Here is a 19,755-nt window from a genome sequence, read left to right on the forward strand (position 1 = left end):
GTCCGAGTGGCGCGCTGGCTGGAACAGCGCGCTGCGGCCCGGCTGCTGTGGATTTGTTGGCACGCACAGAGGCGAAATGGGTGAGGTGGATGAAGTGGGCGAGGTGTAGGTACGGCAGGGGAGGCTGTGCGGCCTGGTGTGGGGGACGCCCGGTGCCGGTTATACCGAAGCGCGGCGCGCATCCCCGTTTTCAGGCGGCCGGACGCTCGGACGGCCAGGCCCCGGACATATAATGGCGGGCGATTTTCGCTGCCACCCGCTGTTCTTCTGCTGTGTTCCCCCGCCCCCATGTCCGATCTGCTCGCCAATCTGAATCCCGAACAACATGCTGCCGTCACCTTGCCTAATGAGCCGGCCCTGATTCTGGCTGGCGCGGGTAGCGGTAAAACCCGTGTCCTGATTACCCGCATCGCCTGGCTGATCCAGCAGCGGCTGGCTTCGCCCAGCACGGTGCTGGCGGTTACCTTCACGAATAAAGCGGCGCGTGAAATGCTCGCGCGCCTTTCGGCGTTGCTGCCGCTCGATCCGCGCGGGATGTGGATCGGCACTTTTCATGGCCTGTGCAACCGCATGCTGCGGGCGCACCACCGCGATGCCGGACTGCCATCGACCTTCCAGATTCTCGATACCGCCGACCAGCTTTCGGCGCTCAAGCGCTTGATGAAAGGCTTGAATATCGACGACGAGAAATACCCGGCGAAAAATCTCCAGTACTTCATTAACAACGCCAAGGAGCAGGGGCTGCGGCCCAAGGATGTCGATGCCACCGACACCTTCAACCGCAAGTTCGTTGAGCTATACGAAGCCTACGACCAGCAATGCCAGCGCGAAGGCGTGGTGGATTTTCCGGAGCTGCTGCTGCGTTGCTACGAACTGCTGGCGCACAACCCGCCGCTGCGCGCGCATTATCAGGCGCGCTTCACTCACATCCTGGTTGATGAGTTCCAGGACACCAACAAGCTGCAATACGCGTGGCTCAAGCTGCTGGCGGGGCAAAACAGCCCGGTGTTCGCGGTGGGCGACGACGACCAGTCGATCTATGCGTTCCGTGGCGCGAACGTCGGCAACATGCGCGACTTCGAACAGGAGTTCAACGTCCGGCATTTGATCAAACTGGAGCAGAACTACCGCTCGCACGGCCATATCCTCGATACCGCGAATCACCTGATTGCGCACAACGCACGGCGGCTTGGCAAAAATCTGCGGACTGACGCGGGTCATGGCGAGCCGGTGCGGGTCTATGAGGCCGCGTCAGATTCTCAGGAGGCGGGCTGGCTCGCCGAAGAAATCAAGGCGCTGATTCACACCGGCTGTTCGCGCAGCGAAATCGCGGTGCTGTATCGCAGCAATGCGCAGTCACGCACGTTAGAACATGCGCTGGTGAACGCGGGCATTGCTTATCGCGTGTATGGCGGGCTGCGCTTTTTCGAGCGCCAGGAAATCAAGCATGCGCTGGCGTATCTGCGGCTGATTGATAACCCGAACGATGACACTGCGTTTATGCGCGTGGTGAATTTCCCGACACGCGGGATCGGGGCGCGCTCGCTGGAGCAACTGGCAGATGCCGCGCGCTTGCATAACTGCGCGCTGGCAGCGGCGATTCCGTATGTGATGGGCAAGGCGGGCACGAGCCTCGGTGGTTTTGCCGGGTTGATCGAGCAGATGCGGGCGCAGACCCAGCAGATGAGCTTGCCGGACACGGTTGAACACGTGGTGCGTGCCAGCGGCCTGGAAGCCTTTTATCAAAACGAGCGTGAAGGCCAGGACCGGCTGGATAACTTGCAGGAGCTGGTGAACGCCGCCGTGGCATTTGTCAGCGAAGAAGGCTATGGCCGTGAGACGCCCGCGCGTTCGATTCCGTTGCGCCCGGGTGCCAGCGCTGCGCCCGAACTGACGCAGCTCAGCGCGGCACCTGACGCCGAGGTGTTCGACGCGGTGAGCCCGGCCGATCCTGCGCAAAACCCGGACACGATGACACCGCTGGCGGGCTTTTTATCGCACGCCTCGCTGGAGGCGGGCGACAACCAGGCCCAGGCGGGCCAGGATGCGGTGCAATTGATGACGGTGCACGCCGCCAAAGGGCTCGAATTCATGGCGGTGTTTATCACCGGGCTTGAAGAGGGGCTCTTTCCGCACGAAAACAGCGCGCTCGAAGCCGATGGTCTGGAGGAAGAGCGCCGTCTGATGTACGTGGCGATCACCCGCGCCAAAGAGCGGCTGTATCTATCGTTTGCGCAAAGCCGGATGTTGCATGGCCAGACCCGCTACAACATCCGTTCGCGCTTTTTCGACGAATTGCCGCCTGAAACTCTGAAATGGCTGACCGCGAAAGTCGAAGCCGGGGCCCGCTGGGGTGGCCGCTCCGATAACGCGGGTTATGGCCGCGACTGGTTCGCGCGTCCCGGCCAGCGCCAGGAAGCTTACGCTGGCAGCGCTGAAGTGAATGCGCCGCTGCCAGCTTTTGCCAATGCGCAGCGGGCAGCGGAAATTGGTTTTCGTGTGGGCCAGGCGGTGTTTCATACGAAGTTCGGCGAAGGTACGGTCACCGCGCTTGAGGGCGGTGGCACCGATGCAAAGGCGCAGGTCAAGTTCAAGCGGCATGGCGAGAAATGGCTCGCGCTGGCCGTGGCCAAACTTCAGGCGGTCGAATGAGCGCTCAGGGTTTTCATGGGCTGAAACGGCAGGTACCGCTGAAGGTGGCGGATGGCCGTCGTCCGCTGGGTGTGCTGGCGGCGCTGCCTGAGGAACTGGGCGACCTGGTGGCGGCGATGCGGGCGCAGTCGGCGGTTGAGAGCATCACGCTTGGGCGGCGTGAATACCACGTCGGTCTGGCTTATGGCGTGCCGTGCGTGGTGACGTTGGCGCGGGTGGGCAAGGTGGCGGCGGCGGCCACGGTGAGCGCGCTGATTCATGTCTTCGACGTTGAAGCGGTGGTGTTTACCGGTGTCGCGGGCGGGGTGGGCGACGCTGTGCGGGTGGGAGATGTGGTGGTGGCGCAGACGTTGTTACAGCACGATCTGGATGCGTCGCCACTCTTTGCCCGCTTTGAGGTGCCGCTTCTGGGCCGCACGCATTTTGCGGCTGATGCCCGGCTGACCGCGCAACTGGCTAACGCCTGTGAGCAGTTTCTGGCGCAGCAGGGCGCGGCGCTGGCAGCGCGCTTCGGTGTATCGGATGTATCGGGGACATCAAGCACGCGCTTGCCGCAACTGCATCAGGGGCTGGTGGTGAGTGGTGACCAGTTTGTCGCTAGCGCCAGCGCTCATGCGGCGCTCAAGATGGCGGTGCCGGAGGCGCTTGCGGTCGAAATGGAAGGCGCGGCCATCGCCCAGATTTGCTATGAGTACGGCTTGCCGTGCGCGGTGGTGCGCACCGTATCTGACACCGCGGATCACGCTGCGCCCGCATCGTTTGAAGCATTTCTTGCGACCCTGGCGGCGAGCTATTCGAGCGGCATCCTGCAACACTTTCTCGTGGCGTACCAGCCGCAGCCTGCTGGCAGCTAACGCAACTGCAGCACAGCGATGCTCAGCACCATCGTGCCTATCGCGCCATCCAGCAGCCGCCATGCGGTGGCGCGTTTAAAGAGCGGGGCCAGCGCCCGCGCACCATAACCGAGTGCCACGAACCAGACGGTACTGACCACGATAGCGCCAAGCGCGAACGCGGCGCGCGCGCCTTGCGGCTCACGCGCGCCAGCCGTGCCAATCAGCAGGAACGTATCCAGATAAACGTGCGGATTGAGCCACGTGAATGCCAGCGTCATGCCGATCACGGGTAAGGCCCGCTGCACCGGTTGAGCGGCACCCGTTGCCGCTGTGCCATCGAGCACCGCATGGCCCGGACGCAGCGCGCGGCGTAGCGCATTCAGGCCAAACCACGCCAGATACGCCAGCCCGGCATACAGCACGGTATGGATGAACACCGGATAGCGTTCGACCAGCACCGCCGCGCCACCTACCCCCGCGCTAATCAGCAGCGCATCAGACAGCACGCAGAGCGCGACGATCTTGCCGACATGCGAGCGCAGGATGCCCTGGCGCAGCACGAATGCGTTTTGCGCGCCAATCGTCGCAATGAGTGAGGCGCAGAGCAATACGCCGTGAGAAAACGCCAGTCCTTGTGTGCCTTGCATAGCGATTGCCGTAGACGAAGAGATTGAATGGCGCTAGTCTGCGCACGAGTTCGCCATAAGAAAAGCTAATTTATTTAATGTCGATTAAGGATTTCTAATGCTCGACTATGCGTTGCTGGGGGCGCTGGCCGCTGTGGTGCGTCATGGTTCGTTTGAACGCGCAGCGGGCGTGCTGAATCTCACGCCGTCGGCGGTGTCACAACGGATCAAGCTGCTGGAAGAACGGGTGGGCAGTGTGCTGGTCAAGCGTGGCCAGCCCTGTGTGGCAACGGCGTCGGGCGCGCTGTTGTGCCGTCATACCGAGCGGGTGCAAATGCTTGAGGCCGATCTGGGCGGGCATTTACCGATGCTGCCGGGTGTGCTGGCTGGACAGCGGCCCACGCTGCGAGTGGCGGTGAATGACGACAGCGCGGCCACCTGGTTTGTCGATGCCGTCGCGCCGTTTTGCGTTGAACGAGGCGTGCTGCTGGATCTGGTGATTGACGATCAGGACCACACCGCGCAACGCATCCGCGATGGCAGCGTGCAGGGCGCAGTGACAACTCAGGCTGAGCCAGTGCAGGGTTGCCGCTCAAGCAGGCTGGGGCGGATGCGCTATCGCGCGGTGGCGGCACCGGCTTTTCTGGCGCAGCATTTTGCCGCTGGCGTGACGCGCGAAACCTTGCGTCACGCGCCCTGCGTCGAATTCAATCCCAAAGACCAACTGCAGCAGCGCTTTATCCGCCGCATCACGCGCGCCGAGCTGGCCCCGCCATCGCACTGGATGCCCCATGTGGCCGGGTTTTTACGCGCGTGCGTGACCGGCATGGGCTGGGGCATGTGCCCCGAGCGCATGATCGCGCCGCATCTGGCGCAGGGTGAACTGGTGGAACTGGTACCAGGCCGTCATCTGGATATCGACCTGTACTGGCAAAGCTGGCGGCTGTCGATTGGCTGGCTGGACGACTTCGGCGTGATGCTGCGCACGCGCTGCAAGGAGTATCTCGACTGATCTCGCTTGAGCGCGGCGCTTTCGGCTGATGGTTGGTAGCGCTAATGGTTGAGAGTTGATAGCTGGCGTGTCTTGCTTACGAGGTTTCCGGCTGCGGAGATCCGTTGCTGGCGGGCACCTCATCACGGGTTTCGGGCATTGCCGCCCACACCAGCAGCACCGCTAGTGCCCCCGCCCCTGCCAGACCAAAAAAGCTGACCGTATTGCCGAAGTGGTCCGCGATAAACCCGGCCGCTGCGGTGCTGAGCGTCGCGCCAATTCCTGCCGCTAGTCCGAACAGCCCGATACACAGGTTGTAGCGGCCCTTGTCACCGGCGACATCGGCGGCGATCAGCGGCAGCATCACGCCGAATACCGCTGCGCTCAGGCCGTCCAGCATCTGCACCGGCACCAGCAGATACGGGCTGCTGATGCCCGCGAACAACAACGCGCGCACCGGTAGCGCAGTGAAGCCAAGCAGCAGGATCGGCCGCCGTCCCCAGCGTTGCGCGGAGCGTCCCACCCACGGCGACATCATGGCGACGATGGCCTGCGGCACGATGATGCATGCGGCAATGACGAGCTGCACGTTGTCGCCCATGCTGGCGGTGACTTCGCCCGCCGCGAGATTCAGCATCGCTGCGTTTGACAGATGGAACAGCACGATGCATCCGGCGAACGTCAGCATGCGCTTGTCGCGCAGAAGTTCACGCAAGGTTTCGCGGTCTTCCTTTTCTGACGGCAGGGGCGTGGCAGCGTGCGGCGTGAGGCTAGCCTGAGTCTGGCGGATCATGCTGAGCGCAAACAGCGCCGGTAGCGCCAGCACAGCCGTGAGCCAGAACACAGCACGCGGCGAGATGTATTCGCCACACAAGCCCATCAGCCCAGCGGCGACCGCGCTGCCGATCGAGGCCCAGCGCGCGTTACGCCCCAGCCGGTCACCCAGATCCTGGCGGCCCACCAGCGCAAACGACAGCGCCGCCATCGCCGGCACCAGCATGCAACTGGCGAAGCCGTGAAAGACCTCCGCGGCCATCACCGAGAGCATGGTTGGGCTGGCCGCCAGCAGCACGGCGCTCAGGATGATGGCGATGATCGCCCACGAAGCCGCGGCTTTTTTGTTGCGCATGGCATCGACCGCAGCCCCGGCAGGCACCTGGCTCACCATCGCGCTGATGGTTCCCACCGAGAGCGCCATGCCGATCTCGCCCTGAGTCCATTTGTGTGAGGCAAGGTAAGACGCGATAAACGGGCCGAAGCCAGTTTGCACATTGGCGACGAAAAAGTTCAGCCAGTCGAGTGCCCGCAGGCTGCGGGCGTTAAGCAAATACCGGTTGCTCATCGGACGCCCCGGCTAGAACTGGCGGCAGCGGGCGCGGAGGCGGTGGCGGCCTTGACGGGCGAGATGGCGCGCACGGGCTGGTTCGGGAGGTAAGGCGGCGCGGCCTTGATTTGCGTTTCATCGAGGTCGATTTGTGGCTGCAGCACTTTGTTGCTGGTGACGAAATGCAACGCGTTCCAGTCAGCAGCAATCGTGCGCCGGTCGGGATTGACGATACCGCTGACGTCCAGCACCACCGCCTGAGGCTGGGCATTGGCGTCGATCAGCACATCAATGACGCGGCCAACCGCCGCATGGTCCGGGCGCTGGACGGTGCTATCCAGCAGCGGCAGTTGCGTGGCGCTGGCCGCCATTCGGGCATTGCTGCGGGCAGGGCTGCTGCCTTTGCTGACGCTCGCCGCTCCTGGCTGGCGCAAGGTGATCGGAGCGCTTTTGGGGCGGGCGGCGGGATTGAAGCTAAACGCGCTCCACGGGAAAGTCACTTTGCGGTCACCGACGCCCATGAAGCCTTGCAGATTGACCACCATTTCACGCGGTTTGCCATTGGCATCAGCGATTAAATCGACAGCCCGCCCAATCACCTTGCCATTGGTGCGTTGCACCTCACTGTCGAGCAGCCCGCGCGCGACGCTGTGTTCGAACTCGCGGATGCTGATGACCGGGGCGGGAGCGGGTATGGCGGGCGGGGTGGGGGCTGGAGGTGGCGGCTTGGGGGCGCGGGGCTTGGGCGCAGGCCGTTTGGCGGGCTTGGGTGTGAGGTCGGCAGGCTCATCAGGCTCAACCGGCTCGGGCGGCGGCGGACTGATTTCGGTTTCGACTGGCAGCACAGTGGCTTCGGTGACCGGGGCCGGTGCTTGCTGCGGCGGACCGAACGCGCCGCACCCTGACAGAAGCAGAAGCATTAGCACGACGCTAGAGCGCACACGCAATACGGGAAGCAAGACACCGCCACTCATCTAGAAGTCTCCGGGGGGGCGAGAAGAAAAACAGCAGGGGTAACACATGGCGCAGAGCCTGTTGGGAGCGAGGCTTGAGCCAGGGCTGGCGGCACCGTGCGCCTGGGCTGCCTGGTCTGTGCTGCGGGCTTTGCCTTTGCCCTTTCAGCGTGATCTGGCGGCGCACCGGTGAGCGACTCTGGCTGGCTGCGTGGGGGGTCGATTGTAAGCGATGTTGCCCGTGTGGCTGCGGGGCAAAAACAAATGGAAGGGGTTGGGTTGTGTCAGCGGTGCTGGCTTTGTGCCGTGCTTCTGGCGGGCGAGCGCTTGCGTGACGCGTGCGGTTCTGGAATGCGGCCGTGCTGGTGTTAGCGGGGCTGTGGTGGTGGGTTTGGTAGGTTTGGCCGTGGGTGGTGAGCGGCGCTAAGGTGGCTTGTGATGGTGCTGGATTGGATGGTGGGGTATGGGGGGCTGTAGCTGGTTGGGTGGCGATTGAAGGTGAATGTCATATCAGTTCAGCCTGATGTTGATTTGGGGTTTTGGTATTTTTTTGTTTACGCAAACTGGTTAATTGCCTTGTTGGTTGTTTAATTTTTATCTGCCTGGCTATGCTGAATACCATCATGTATAGATAAGAATCTATGAGAAAAATCGGGTTTTTCGTTTTAATTATGTTTTGCTAACGATTAAATAAAAAATCTTTCGTTTTTTGATGTTCATCGGTTATCTTCGCTGTCCGAATGTTATGACAGAGACGGTCATGCATGCATATTGCATGTGTGACAGGGAGGAGATGCCCGATGGAACGATGGCAGCAAAGCCGCGATGTGCCACTGGCCAGTGTGCGCACGGGGCAGCAACGGTATTTTCTGGAGGTGAAGGGGCCGGCCAATACTCGAAATGGCACTGGCCTTTCCATCGTGTCATTCGACGCCATAGAGCGTATCGGTGACCCTTATCGCATTGACATTAACGTCACGCATCCCGATGCACTGACGGTTAGCGATTACCTTGGACGTGATGCCATTTTCTCCATCACGCCGCAGGATGGCAGCTCACCGCGCGTGTTCTCCGGCTGCATTACCCGCTTCTCCGCGCTCAGCAGCAGCGCTGATATTCACACCTACCGCATCGTCGTCGAAGCACATATCGCGCGGCTTCGGCTGACCCGCACTAGCCGCATCTATCAGCATCAAAGCGCGCCACAGATCATCGAAGCGATCCTGCGCAGGCATGGTTTTAAAGGACATCAGTTTCAGTTCCGGCTGCGGCGCAAGTATCCGCAGCATCTGTTCCGCTTTCAGTATCAAACCGCTGACTGGGCGTATATCCATTTGCTGATGGAGCAGGAGGGCATCTATTGCTACATCCTGCCTGGCGAGTTTGGCGATGTCGTGGTGTTTGGCGATGACATCGACCACTACGTGTATCAGCCCCGGCTGGAAGTGCCATACCGCGAAACAGCCGGGCTCGAAGCTGGCATCGAAGCGGTGCATGCGTTGCAGACGCACACGCAAACCGTTCCGTCATCGTTTCGCGTCGCGGACTACAACCCTGACAACGCGTGGGAACGTTTCAGCGCTGAAGCCAGCGTGACTCGTGACGACAGCACCACTTACGGCCAGCCCTATATCTACGGCACGCATCACCTGGACGAGCCTGGTGCGAAGTGGCAGGCGCAACTGCGGCATGAAGCGGCGGTAGCGTGGCAGGTGCTTCATGAGGGCGCAGGCAACGTGCTGGATCTGCGGCCTGGACGGGTGATGTGGCTGCGCGACGAGACGCCAGAAGCTCCGTTTGACGTGTATGGCAACAAGCCAGAACCGGTGCGGCCTGCGCCGCCTGGACAACTCATCATCGAAGTCACGCATAGCGGCGCGCGCGACCGCGCTTATCGCAACACCTGGCGTGCGATTCCTTCTAACCGGCGTTTCCGTCTGCAGATCAGGGACGACGTCTGGCCAAAAATCAGCGGCACGCTCAGCGGCCGTGTGACCTCACCCAACGAATACAAATACGCGCACCTGACACAGCAGGGGCGCTATGTGGTGCGCTTCGATTGCGACTTCGATGCATGGAACCCAGGTGGCGAAAGCGTGCCGCTGCGGCTGGCCAAACCGTTTGCAGGTGCGTTGCAGACGGGTATGCATTTCCCGGTAATTGATGGCACGGAAGCCGTGCTGGCATTTCGTGACGGTGATCCAAACAAGCCGTACATCGCGCAGTTTCATCACAACAGTATTCAGGGTGATTTGGTGACCAGCCAGGAGCGCTGGTTCTCACGCAACGTGATCCGCACGCGCAGCGATAACAAAATCCAGCTCGAAGACTGGAAGGACGAGGAGCACGTCAAGCTGTCGACGGAGCATTCGGGCAAGAGTCAACTCACGCTCGGACATATCGTCAGTGGCAAGCGGGTAGAAGGACGGTGCGAGAAACGCGGTGAGGGGTTTGAACTGCGTACCGATGCGCATGGCGCGATTCGGGCGGGGAAAGGGTTGTTTATTTCAGCCGATGAGCAGGTGAGGGCGCAGGGGCCGCAACTGGATATGCAGGAAGCGCTTGCACAGTTAACGGCTGCGCTAAGCCAGGTTACGGAGTTAGTGCAGGCAACCACCGCAGCCAGGGCAACGCCTGCTGACAGGTCTACCCAGACCAGCCTGAAGGAAGCACTGGACCAGCTCAAGGGCGCTGGTCTGCTCATGAGCGCACCAGACGGCATCGCATTGACCACGCCACGTTCAGTCCAGCATGCCGCTGGCGACAACCTGGTGCTAACCGCGGGCAGGCATGTCGACGTCAGCGCGGCGAAACGTTTCACGCTGGCTGCGGGCGATTTGATCTCGTTCTGCGCGCACAAGCTCGGCATCAAGCTGTTCGCGGCCAAAGGCAAGGTCGAGATTCAGGCCCAAAGCGATGAGCTAGACCTGTTCGCTTTAAAACAGCTGCATGTGTCCAGCGCTGAGCAGGATGTGTTAGTCAGTGGCAAAAGACGAGTGATATTGGCCAGCGGTGGTGCCCGCGTCACGCTCGAAAACGGCAGCATCGAAATCTGCTGTCCGGGCGATTTCAGGGTCAAGGCCGCAACCTTCCGGTTTGAAGGCCCCGCCAGTCTCAGTACGCCGTTGCCGACGCTTCCCCAAAGCAATTTGCACAAGCCGGGCGACGATTACTCCCTCTCCCATTGAAGCCAATGATTATCAGCCCGCCATTCCTGCCGGCCGTACCTGCTTCGGCTGACACACTCGACGCGATGATGGACAAGGTGGATAGCTTTGCGACCCGCCATGGCATTTACCCCATCGCATTCGACCGGCGCTGGCACTGCGGCCAGCATCTGGATCCTCGCGAGCAGTCGTTGCCAGTACGCGCCATTGCCGATGGAGAGGTGGTTGCTTACCGGGTTTGCCAGAACGCGATCTGCGATGGCAAAAAGAATGACGATGGCTCCCCAAAGCTCAATAGCGATACCGGCTTTGTACTGCTCCGGCATACGACAGAGACAGGCGATGGCCGCACGCTAACGTTTTATTCGCTGTCTATGCACCTGCTGAACCTGAATGACCTGACGGCCTTGATGGGCAATCTTCCGGCAGTGGGCAGCGCGCCGCATGTCCTGCCCGCCTGGCTCAGAACCCCGACCACCCCGGCGGGCTCAGCAGTTGGCGGCGAGAGCAGGAAGGTCTACCGGAAGGACATCCTCGGCTATCCGGGCAAATGTCATGACCAGTTCCAGTTGCACTTTGAGATCTTCATGACACAGCCCGGGTTTGAAGCATATTTCGGCCAGACTCAACTGGGCCGGACGCAGTCCGTTACATCAACGACTACCGATTGCTGGGGCAGCACCTATTACGTGATTCCACCGCAGCAGGCCTTTCTCGCCTTGCCGCCTGGCACCGATGCACATCACAGGCTGAACGGCATTCCATTCCGCGAGCTGGATGCAGGCCAGAATGCCGGCACGCTGTATGTCGAGGTGTATTTTCATCGTGGTACGAAATACACGCGGGTTTGGCAGGACACAGGCGATGGCCAGTTGAAGCCATTGAGCGGGAGTTCTTCACATCTGGAGAGTGAAGCGGGCTACGAATATGACCTGTATAAGCGGGCCACGGCGCTGTATCCGGCTTGCCCGAGCGATGGCTACGAACTGTTGCGCTTCGGACGGATTCTGTCCACGCCCGCTACGCTAGGTGCCAGCGCAATCAGCACGCCGCCAGCGTTTGTGCCGGGGCTGCCGGGCCACCACCGGCCGCTCAGCCACAATCCCTGCGCGACCTGGGTGCAGGTGACATTTGCCGAGGAGCGGCAAGGCTATATAGATATCAGCCAGGACGCAGTGCTGAAGCTCTCCGATGCTGACTTTCCGTTTTTCAAAGGCTGGAAAAAAATCAGCGAAGGCCAGAGCCCCTTCAATGCAGACGGGCTATGCGACGTCGATTCGCTCAGGAAAATCGTTGCCGATACGCGGGCTAGTGAAACGCCTACTGAGCGGGGGCAGTCCGATGCAGTCTGGAGCAGAGACCAGGAACTCAGCCGCTATCTGAATGACCCGGATCATGAAGATTTGCGCGAGCAGTTACGCGGTTTCATCTGCGAAGCCCCGACAGAATGGGATGCCTCGAAGCTGGAGCCGCGTTATCGGCAGTTGCTTGCACCAGGGGAGTTTTATGACGGGCGGGTTGAGGCGTACAACAAATTTATCGCTTTCGCCGCGCAGTTTTGCTTTTGGGATAAGACTGGCTTGTCGGATAGCAAACTCTGGTTTTTTCATCCGCTTCAGTTTATTCGGCATTTTAGGCGGTGCGGGTGGTTGAGTTTGAATGAGTTTAAACAAATTTACTCAAACGCAAGGTACGGTCGCCAACAACAACCAACCCCAGATCAGCTACGCACAACATATTTAATTCCATTGAACTATGCGATACGAAAATATGGAATGACCGATCCAGCTAGATTGGCACATTTTCTTGGGCAAGGTGCTGCTGAGAGTGCATGGCTGAGTCTTATGCAAGAAACCAGCATGCTTGGAAATTTAAATGCGGTTGGATTTTATGGGACAGTCATCAATCCAGCCTCAAAAGCTAAAGAAGTAGATCTTGGGCACTGGTACGGGTAATTTCCCTTAGAAGACGATGCATGGTTCCGTTCGGCGAAATTCAATAGCCACGGGATGCGAATTGCCGGCTCATACAATTGGAAAAATGGCAATTGCGACCGTGAAGATGCGCAGAAATTTCGTGGTCGAGGATTCAAGCAGCTAACGGGGCGTAGCAATTATGCAGATTACTGGGTGTACCGTGGTTGGCTATCTCAATCTAGTTTTTCTCGCTCTTGGTGGGGTGATCCATCATTTTTGAAGCGCAATAGAGCCGGAATGAAAAAAGAGCCCGCAGAAATTGCAGATCCTCAGAGAGTTTCGTTGCCGGAAAATTGTGTCGATAGTGGCGGTTTTTATTTGAGATTTAAGCGGCCGGAAGCTGTCATGGAAATTGATAGAGACAACGGGATAGCTGCAGAAACTGCTGCTGAAATACAAAAAGAAAGAATTATTTCGCGTGCAGTTACACGCGCTATAAATGGTGCATATTTAGACGAAAATAATGGACTGGAGTACACTCGTGTCGCAAAAAAAATACTGGTGTAACCTATATAAAATCGGTGTGCAAATCTTGGTAGGTCTATACGCGGGATGGATATGTGCGGCAGATGCCAATAAAATATACCGAGCCAATGGAAAATATCTCACCATATATTCCAGTGGAGAGTTTCGCATCTGCAAAATAAATGATAACTCAAAATATGCTGTTGAGAGCTTTGATAAGTCGGCTTTAATTGTTTCAGAGAGAGGGTATATGCCGATTAAGTTAACGGAAAATTGTAGTGAAACCGTACCGATACATGTTTCTTTTATTCCGGAAAATGTTGGATTTTTATCAGATATAAATTTGATGGAAAATATTTATGTGGCGCTTGATTTTGTAAGTTCTCGCCCCCCTCTTTATTTGGCTGCGGTAGCATATATTGGTAGCACAAAAAACATCGTAAACCTAAATGATTCTTATACATCTGGACGCAAACTCTCAAAACTAAGAGATTACGCCTTCGGAAGTACTGGTGAGGCGGGGGCATCAATCATATCGCCAGACGGAAATTTTATTGCGCCGAGTGGACAGATTGCCTGTGACATTGATGCATATCCTGGTGTATGGGACATATCAAAAAATAAACGCGTATTAGCTGGAGAGGCCGAATGTTTGACGCTATTCAAGTTAAATAAATAAATTGCATAAGAATTTTCTAGTAGAACCTTGGAAAACCCATGCCCATTAACTTATCCGCCGCAGGTACACCCGGCCGTTATCCCAGTCGTCTCCCGCACCTGATTTCATGGTTCGTCGTGTGGGCTGCGTGTTGTGGCGCAGGCATCGTCATCACTTTGCTGCTGTGGCCGCCCGGTAAGTCCACCCAGAGCGCATGGTTCGGGTTCTGTATCGCTGGCGTCCCCAATCTGGTTTTCCTTCTGCTGATTGGCATTGCCCGTGCTGGCTACGAAACACAGTATCTGCATGCGCTCCACTGGAACCAGCACCGGCGGGAATGGTTACGCCGCCAGGTAAAGCGTGCCCGGCAACCACTCTATGTGCTGGCCTGTAGCAGCTACCTGCCGCTGGATGGCAAAGGATTAGCTCAGGCAGTAATGGAAGCGAAGCCGCTACTCAGGGCGCAACCCCCTCGGACTGGTATTGGACTGATCGAACATCTGCGCCTGCCGGATATCGTGCCGATTGCAATCTCCGGTGAAGAGGATGCGTTCGATGCAGCCGATAAGGATATCGAAGCAAATGGTGATGCCGGTACCAAGGGTCTGGACGGTATTGACCACATCATCGAACAGGTGCTGGCACCTCTGGCGGATACGCTGCATGCGCTGTGCCAACCGGGCGTGAAGTATCTGCCGGTGGTCAGGCTGCTGACCGTTATCCGTTCAGCGGAGAACGAACCGCGCCTTCAGCAGGTTCGCCATGCTTTGGCTTGTCTGGGTCTTCCGCCTTTTGAATGCAAGGTTGCCGCTGCGGCCGAAGACCTGATGCTGGCCGATACCTGGCTCGATGCCCGTGAGCCAGGTCCGCTGCTGGTGATGGCGCTCGAATGGCATGACGCAACGCCACCCTCGGGCAGCACCGAAGGTGGTGTTGCAGTACTGCTGGGGGCACAAGCCGCTGTCGGGCCAGTAACAGCAGTCGGAACGTTACATCGCCCAGTCGCATGCAGTCTGGACAATCTGGGGGGCAACCTGCGGATGGCCATGCTGTGGGGCAAAGCCGTTGCCGCAAAAATTCATACCGTGTGGGTCAGTGGCTTTGATGTCCGCGACGATATCGCGCTTGCTCATGCATTTGACGATGCCTCGCTCACGAATATCGCCAACCCTACGCGCACCGTGCTGCAACCAGCGCAGGCCAGCCTGAACGATGCGTGGCAGCAAACCATCGGCATCACGTGGCAGCGCGCGTTCGCCGGGCGCTATCCATTCGCTGGCACCCGGAATGATGCGTCAGTGGCCGAACTCACGCGCTTTCTGCGGCGTGATGGCGGGCTGATTCCAGCGTTCCTCGGCACGCAGCTCGCAGGTGTGCTGGAACTACAGGGCGACCGCTGGGTGCCAGTCGCGCGCGACAGCCAGGCGCTGGCGTTCGACCCGGCGTTCCTGCGCGCAGTGAACACGCTGCAACGCCTCGCGGGCCCGCTGCTGGCCAGTGGCGAGGCGCATTACCGTTTCGAACTCAAGCCGGTGCCGACGCCGGGCATTACCGATACCGTGCTGACGCTTGATGGCCAGAAGCTGCATTACTACAACCAGCGCGAGACCTGGCAGACGATGGCGTGGCCGTCAAACGACCCGCAGGCTACCGGCACCCGGCTGCAATGGCAGACAACGCAGGCGGGCACGAACAAACACTTCGAGTTCAGCGGACGCTGGGGGTTGATAAGGATGCTGGAGCAGGCGGAGGTGGAGCCGCTCGACGGCGCGCTCACGCAACTGACCTGGCAGGCTCGGCCTGATACCTGGGATACCAAATTGGCATCGTCTGGCGTTGAAACCAGCGCAACGCAACAGCAGGCGGAGCAGGCGAATGAACCTGATCCACAGAGCCTGAGCGCGCATGGCCCGCGCGCGGCTGCACCGGAAGTGCTGACGTATCCGGTCCGTTACCAGATGCGTACTGAGGCAGGTCAGGGCCCGCTTGAACTGCTGGCGCTAAGGGGCTTCGTGCTGCCGCAGCGGATTTTTATAGAACCGGGCGGGAAGGCTCCGGCGGGCACGCGGCAAACCGCTCGCAGTAATACGCGGCCACCGTCGCCACCGTTGCCACAAGCCGCACTGGAAGCGGCCCGCCATGCGGTGGTGCCGCTGCCTGAATAAAAACGAGCCTTGGGTGGGTCCGGAGCGAGGTAAAGAGGCCCCAGCGCTTAAACCATTGCCCGAGGCTGCATCTCGTGGCGAATCCAGTCGGTCACCGAGGTCCGCGCAGGTGTCCAGCCCAGCAACTTACGGGCCCGTTCACCCCGCACCCGGCTGTTCGAGCCCATCGCATAAGCGGCCATTTCATCGCCCCAGGCTTTTTGCGCTTCCGCCAGCGGCCAGTTTTGCGGTGTGCCCAAGCCCAGCACATCGGCTACTGCTTGCGCGATGTCACGGAACGAGGCTTCGCCGCTTTCGACAAAATAAAAGGTGCCCGCAGGGCTTTTTTCCAGCGCCAGACGGTACAGCTCGACCACATCGTCGATATGTACGTTCGACCAGATATTGGCGCCGCTGCCAACATGCCGCACCACTCCGCTTTTCTGTGCTTCATGCACCAGACGCGGCACCTGCACGCTTTCGCTGCCCGCCACGGTGCCGTTGCCGTAAATCAGCGTATTGCACAGCACCACTGAGCGAATGCCTTGCTGCGCTGCTGCCAGCACCTGCTGGTCAAGAGCGACGCGGGCGGCTTTTTCTGCGGTGGGCGTGGGCAGCGCATCCTCGTAATACACCTTGGCTGCTCCGGCTTCGCCGCCTGAGGCATCGCCAACGATGCTTGAGCCGCTGGTGTGCAAAAACGCTTTGTTCGAGCCCTTCAGCCCTTCAAGCAAGGCTTCGACCGCACCGCGATGATCGCTGCTCGCGGCATTGATGACGGCATCTGCTGCCTGGGCCTGGGCGATCAGCAACGCGCGATCATCGAGTGTGCCCAGCACCGGACGGATGCCCAGGCGCTCAAGCTCAGCCGCTTGCCCTGGCTGACGGATTAAGCCCGTCACCTGATGCCCGGCGCGCACCAGGCCCGCCGCAATCGAACCACCGATAAACCCGCTTGCTCCAGTGATGAATACTTTCATGACGCTCCCCTTGTGCAATTGAATGACGTAAATGACGAGACAGGGCGTCAGTATCGGCTGAAGTGATCTTCGCAAAAAGCGTGTTAGCCTCAAATCAATCTTGAATAAAAATCAACAATAGAGGACTGATGAAAACCTCCACTGATGAATTGCTGGTGTTTGTCACCGTGATTGATAGCGGCTCGATGACAGCTGCCGCCGAGAAACTGCAGCAGACCGTCTCAGGCGTGAGCCGGGCGTTGTCCAGGCTGGAGCACAAGCTGGACACTGCGCTGGTGCGGCGCACCACTCGCCGGCTGGATCTGACCGACGAGGGCGAGCTGTTTCTCGCGCGGGCGCGGCTGATTCTGGCGGCGATGGAAGATGCTGAGGCGTCGGTCAAGCAGCGTCAGGAACGCCCGTCCGGGCGGTTGCGGGTCGATGCTGCGTCGCCGTTCATGCTGCACTGCGTGGCACCCCATATGACAGCGTTTTCTGCGCGTTATCCGGAGATTGAGCTAGCGCTGAGCAGCAACGAGCGCACGGTCGATCTGCTGGAGCAAAAAGTGGATCTGGCGTTGCGGATTGGTGTGTTGCAGGACTCGACGCTGCACGCTCGCTTGCTGGGCACGAGCCGGGTGCGGATTATCGCCAGCCCGGCTTATCTGGCGCAGCACGGCGAACCGCGCACACCTGAGGCGTTGCATCAGCACCGGTTGATTGGCTTTACCGCCCCGGAGCACCTGAACCGCTGGCCGTTGCGGGATGGCGCGCAGACGTCGCTGAAGATCAAACCGGGGATTACGGCCTCAAGCGGTGAGACCTTGCGGCAACTCGCGCTGGCAGGTTGGGGCATTGCCCGGCTGGCGGATTTCATGATCGCTGCCGACATCAGGGCGGGCCGTTTGGTGTCGTTGTTCGATTCGGTGCTGCTCGAAGAGCGGCAGCCAGTGAACGCGGTGTATTACCAGAGCGCCGCGCTGGCCGGACGGGTGCAGTGCTTTCTGGATTTTCTCGCGGAACGGGTGGAGCTTTAAGAGGGGGGGCGCCGTGGCGCGAGGTTGCGCCGGGCTGCTCGATATACGCGTGGGTAATTCTCTACATTGTTTTATAGATAACCAGGGTTGGCAGTTTGCGATTCGATAAAACTTCATGATAAAAGCAGGCGATTTTACAAATAGTTTCTGGAACTAACTTTGCGGGCCATGTTACCAAAGTTTGATTTTTACCGAACCGGAAATATGGAGCGGAAAATTCGAATGAAATTGAAAGCAAGGTGGCGATAAATTTAATCGCCTTGTAATTTAACATTGTGGAGATGTCATGCCGCCAAAAATTGAAAAAAATGGAAGTAAGTCAGACTCGCTCTCAGGGGCGAATCATGGTGAAGAATCACAAAACCGTCGTAACTCAGAAAGCTCGTTAACGCTGCGCAGGGTAAATAACATTACGCCAAAAAATAGCCCTGTTACCTTGGGACATAATCAGGATAAATCTTCATCAATTCAAGATTCGCCGTCCCAGTCGCAGCGCGGCCAATACATCCAGCAACTGCACACGCCAAAAAATATTCATTCCACCAAGGTCGATTTGGATAGTGTCTCCCTGAGTCCTCGGGTGATGAAATCACCGCTGCTCCCGATATCAGAAGAATTGGAACAAACACCAATCAACTCTCCAATTTATAGTAATGGCGATAACGCTCAGTGGAGCAATATATCTAGTCTGGAACTGGCAAGTTCTTCAGCTCCTTCTAGCTCATCGTTTATTTCATCGCCATTAAGCCAGATAGATAATACTATAAACACAACTGAAAGTGCCCATGTTATCGAGGTGATTGAGCTTAATGGGGCCGAGGAAGAATTTGAAATTTCGATTTCGGACAATTTATCCAAGATCCAGCAGCACGATTCAGAGCTCCATAAACATTTATCAAAAGTCCTGCCGGATCTCGTCGAGGAAATTGAAAAATACAATAATTATCCGGAAGAGTTCAGAAAAGTTAGAGCGGAACAAAACAGCGTTCTGCAAGCTGAGCTGGAGATAATAGCGCTATTTAATGAAATAATTCTTCATGATGGCGATCCGCAGACAATTGAACATTTTATCAATGCTCATAATAACTTGCAGCAGCAAACCACGGAATTTTTGAAATCGAGCGATCCTGAAACCCAGAAAAAAATATTCGCAGAAATTAAATTTATTTTAAAACTTGCTAAATTGTATTTCCCCAGGAAAGATGTTGAAAAAAATGAAAAAATAAGAAAATTCACGGTTCCGTCTACCATTATTTTTAGTATATTAGGCATGTCTATCGAAGCTATCAGATTTGCATATGAGAGCATCACTAATAAAGAGTCACCCCGGGAAGGTAAGGAAAACCCCGGCAGCAAAGCTGAGTATCCTCTCGGTATGTTAACGCTGCTTATTACGACGTCTGGTCATCTTCTTGAAATTGGAGTAAAAATCGGTCTTAAATATATTCGCCCAAAGAGTATGCTATCCAGACTTAAGGAGGCGAAGAATAGCTTTCTTAAAAATCTATGGCAATCAAAAGCTTCAGCACCGCGCTCGAAAGCTTCGGTTACACATCAACACTGAATATAGGGTGGCGCTGACTGATGATGGCGGACGGCACGAATCTCGCGGTGCCACCCTCGATAAAACACGCTGGGCGCGGGTTGTTTATTTGGTGCTGGATTCAAGCGCTCATATGCAAAAAATAACGCCTTGAGGGTGCGCCGTTTTGCATTGTGAGATGAAGTGGCGCTTTTATCGGAGTCGTAGCTGTAGCAATAAATGCTGCCGTCAGGAAATATTTTAAACGCAGTGCTAGTCAGATAAAAATCCACAATCAACGTATTTTAGAAAATAAAAACCAAAACCAGCTAATAAAACTCTCCACTCAATCAGGCATGAATTTATCCTGGGCAAAATGTTGTTTCTCTTTGCATGAGATGCAAAAAACAAGCCGCGAAACACCAGGCTATATCCGATCAATCAA

15 protein-coding genes are annotated in these 19,755 nt (G+C 57.9%); 10 read left to right on the top strand and 5 right to left on the bottom strand.

All coding sequences use genetic code 11. From position 1 onward, the window contains the following. Positions 1–288 precede the first annotated feature (288 nt). Together GH656_RS06860 and GH656_RS06865 are read left to right on the top strand one after the other, a co-directional pair. Positions 289–2,652 (top strand): UvrD-helicase domain-containing protein, encoded by a 2,364-nt coding sequence (locus GH656_RS06860; protein ID WP_153075189.1) that lies wholly within the window; start codon positions 289–291, stop codon positions 2,650–2,652. Beyond that, entirely contained in the window at positions 2,649–3,506 is an 858-nt protein-coding gene (locus GH656_RS06865) for a 5'-methylthioadenosine/adenosylhomocysteine nucleosidase (RefSeq protein WP_246184221.1), read from the top strand. Before GH656_RS06860 ends, GH656_RS06865 begins: the two co-directional genes overlap by 4 nt. Here GH656_RS06865 and GH656_RS06870 read toward each other — a convergent pair. Beyond that, complete coding sequence (locus GH656_RS06870) at positions 3,503–4,135, bottom strand: LysE/ArgO family amino acid transporter (protein WP_153075191.1); 633 nt, start codon at positions 4,133–4,135, stop codon at positions 3,503–3,505. The genes GH656_RS06865 and GH656_RS06870 overlap by 4 nt on opposite strands. A 97-nt stretch (positions 4,136–4,232) precedes the next feature. Here GH656_RS06870 and GH656_RS06875 point away from each other — a divergent pair, with 97 nt between their 5' ends. Next, positions 4,233–5,126 carry a LysR family transcriptional regulator ArgP gene (locus GH656_RS06875; RefSeq protein WP_153075192.1) on the top strand — a complete coding sequence of 298 codons (894 nt, stop codon included), beginning with the start codon at positions 4,233–4,235 and terminating at the stop codon, positions 5,124–5,126. A gap of 76 nt (positions 5,127–5,202) precedes the next feature. Here the strand turns inward: GH656_RS06875 and GH656_RS06880 are convergent, their stop codons facing one another. Together GH656_RS06880 and GH656_RS06885 are read right to left on the bottom strand one after the other, a co-directional pair. Then, positions 5,203–6,447, bottom strand: a complete 1,245-nt coding sequence (locus tag GH656_RS06880) for an MFS transporter (RefSeq protein ID WP_153075193.1) — start codon at positions 6,445–6,447, stop codon at positions 5,203–5,205. Then, a complete protein-coding gene (locus tag GH656_RS06885) occupies positions 6,444–7,403 on the bottom strand; it encodes a PRC-barrel domain-containing protein (RefSeq protein WP_153075194.1) in 960 nt (319 codons plus the stop codon). Before GH656_RS06885 ends, GH656_RS06880 begins: the two co-directional genes overlap by 4 nt. A 779-nt stretch (positions 7,404–8,182) precedes the next feature. Between GH656_RS06885 and GH656_RS06890 the strand changes: the two genes are divergently transcribed. Beyond that, positions 8,183–10,570 carry a type VI secretion system Vgr family protein gene (locus tag GH656_RS06890; RefSeq protein WP_153075195.1) on the top strand — a complete coding sequence of 796 codons (2,388 nt, stop codon included), beginning with the start codon at positions 8,183–8,185 and terminating at the stop codon, positions 10,568–10,570. Here GH656_RS06890 and GH656_RS06895 read toward each other — a convergent pair. Beyond that, positions 10,552–10,875 (bottom strand): hypothetical protein, encoded by a 324-nt coding sequence (locus GH656_RS06895; RefSeq protein ID WP_153075196.1) that lies wholly within the window; start codon positions 10,873–10,875, stop codon positions 10,552–10,554. The genes GH656_RS06890 and GH656_RS06895 overlap by 19 nt on opposite strands. 48 nt (positions 10,876–10,923) lie before the next feature. Here GH656_RS06895 and GH656_RS06900 point away from each other — a divergent pair, with 48 nt between their 5' ends. From GH656_RS06900 to GH656_RS18215, 4 genes are read left to right on the top strand one after another with little or no spacing between them, the layout of a single operon-like run. Continuing rightward, the gene (locus tag GH656_RS06900; protein WP_153075197.1) at positions 10,924–12,504 is read left to right on the top strand and encodes a hypothetical protein; all 1,581 of its coding nucleotides are present in this window, start codon (positions 10,924–10,926) and stop codon (positions 12,502–12,504) included. A gap of 54 nt (positions 12,505–12,558) precedes the next feature. Then, entirely contained in the window at positions 12,559–13,032 is a 474-nt protein-coding gene (locus GH656_RS06905) for a hypothetical protein (protein WP_153075198.1), read from the top strand. Next, entirely contained in the window at positions 13,007–13,669 is a 663-nt protein-coding gene (locus tag GH656_RS06910; protein ID WP_153075199.1) for a hypothetical protein, read from the top strand. The genes GH656_RS06905 and GH656_RS06910 overlap by 26 nt, the downstream gene beginning before the upstream one ends. 38 nt (positions 13,670–13,707) lie before the next feature. Next, entirely contained in the window at positions 13,708–15,813 is a 2,106-nt protein-coding gene (locus tag GH656_RS18215; protein WP_153075200.1) for a type VI secretion IcmF C-terminal domain-containing protein, read from the top strand. Positions 15,814–15,860: 47 nt separating this feature from the next. On the opposite strand, the gene GH656_RS06920 is transcribed toward GH656_RS18215, so the two are convergent. After that, entirely contained in the window at positions 15,861–16,772 is a 912-nt protein-coding gene (locus GH656_RS06920) for an NAD-dependent epimerase/dehydratase family protein (RefSeq protein WP_153075201.1), read from the bottom strand. Positions 16,773–16,900: 128 nt separating this feature from the next. Here GH656_RS06920 and GH656_RS06925 point away from each other — a divergent pair, with 128 nt between their 5' ends. Then, positions 16,901–17,788, top strand: a complete 888-nt coding sequence (locus GH656_RS06925) for a LysR family transcriptional regulator (protein ID WP_153075202.1) — start codon at positions 16,901–16,903, stop codon at positions 17,786–17,788. Positions 17,789–18,074: 286 nt separating this feature from the next. Further along, positions 18,075–19,352, top strand: a complete 1,278-nt coding sequence (locus tag GH656_RS06930) for a hypothetical protein (RefSeq protein WP_153075203.1) — start codon at positions 18,075–18,077, stop codon at positions 19,350–19,352. Positions 19,353–19,755: the final 403 nt, after the last annotated feature.

Source organism: Paraburkholderia bonniea (assembly GCF_009455625.1).
GTDB classification, from domain to species: domain Bacteria; phylum Pseudomonadota; class Gammaproteobacteria; order Burkholderiales; family Burkholderiaceae; genus Paraburkholderia; species Paraburkholderia bonniea.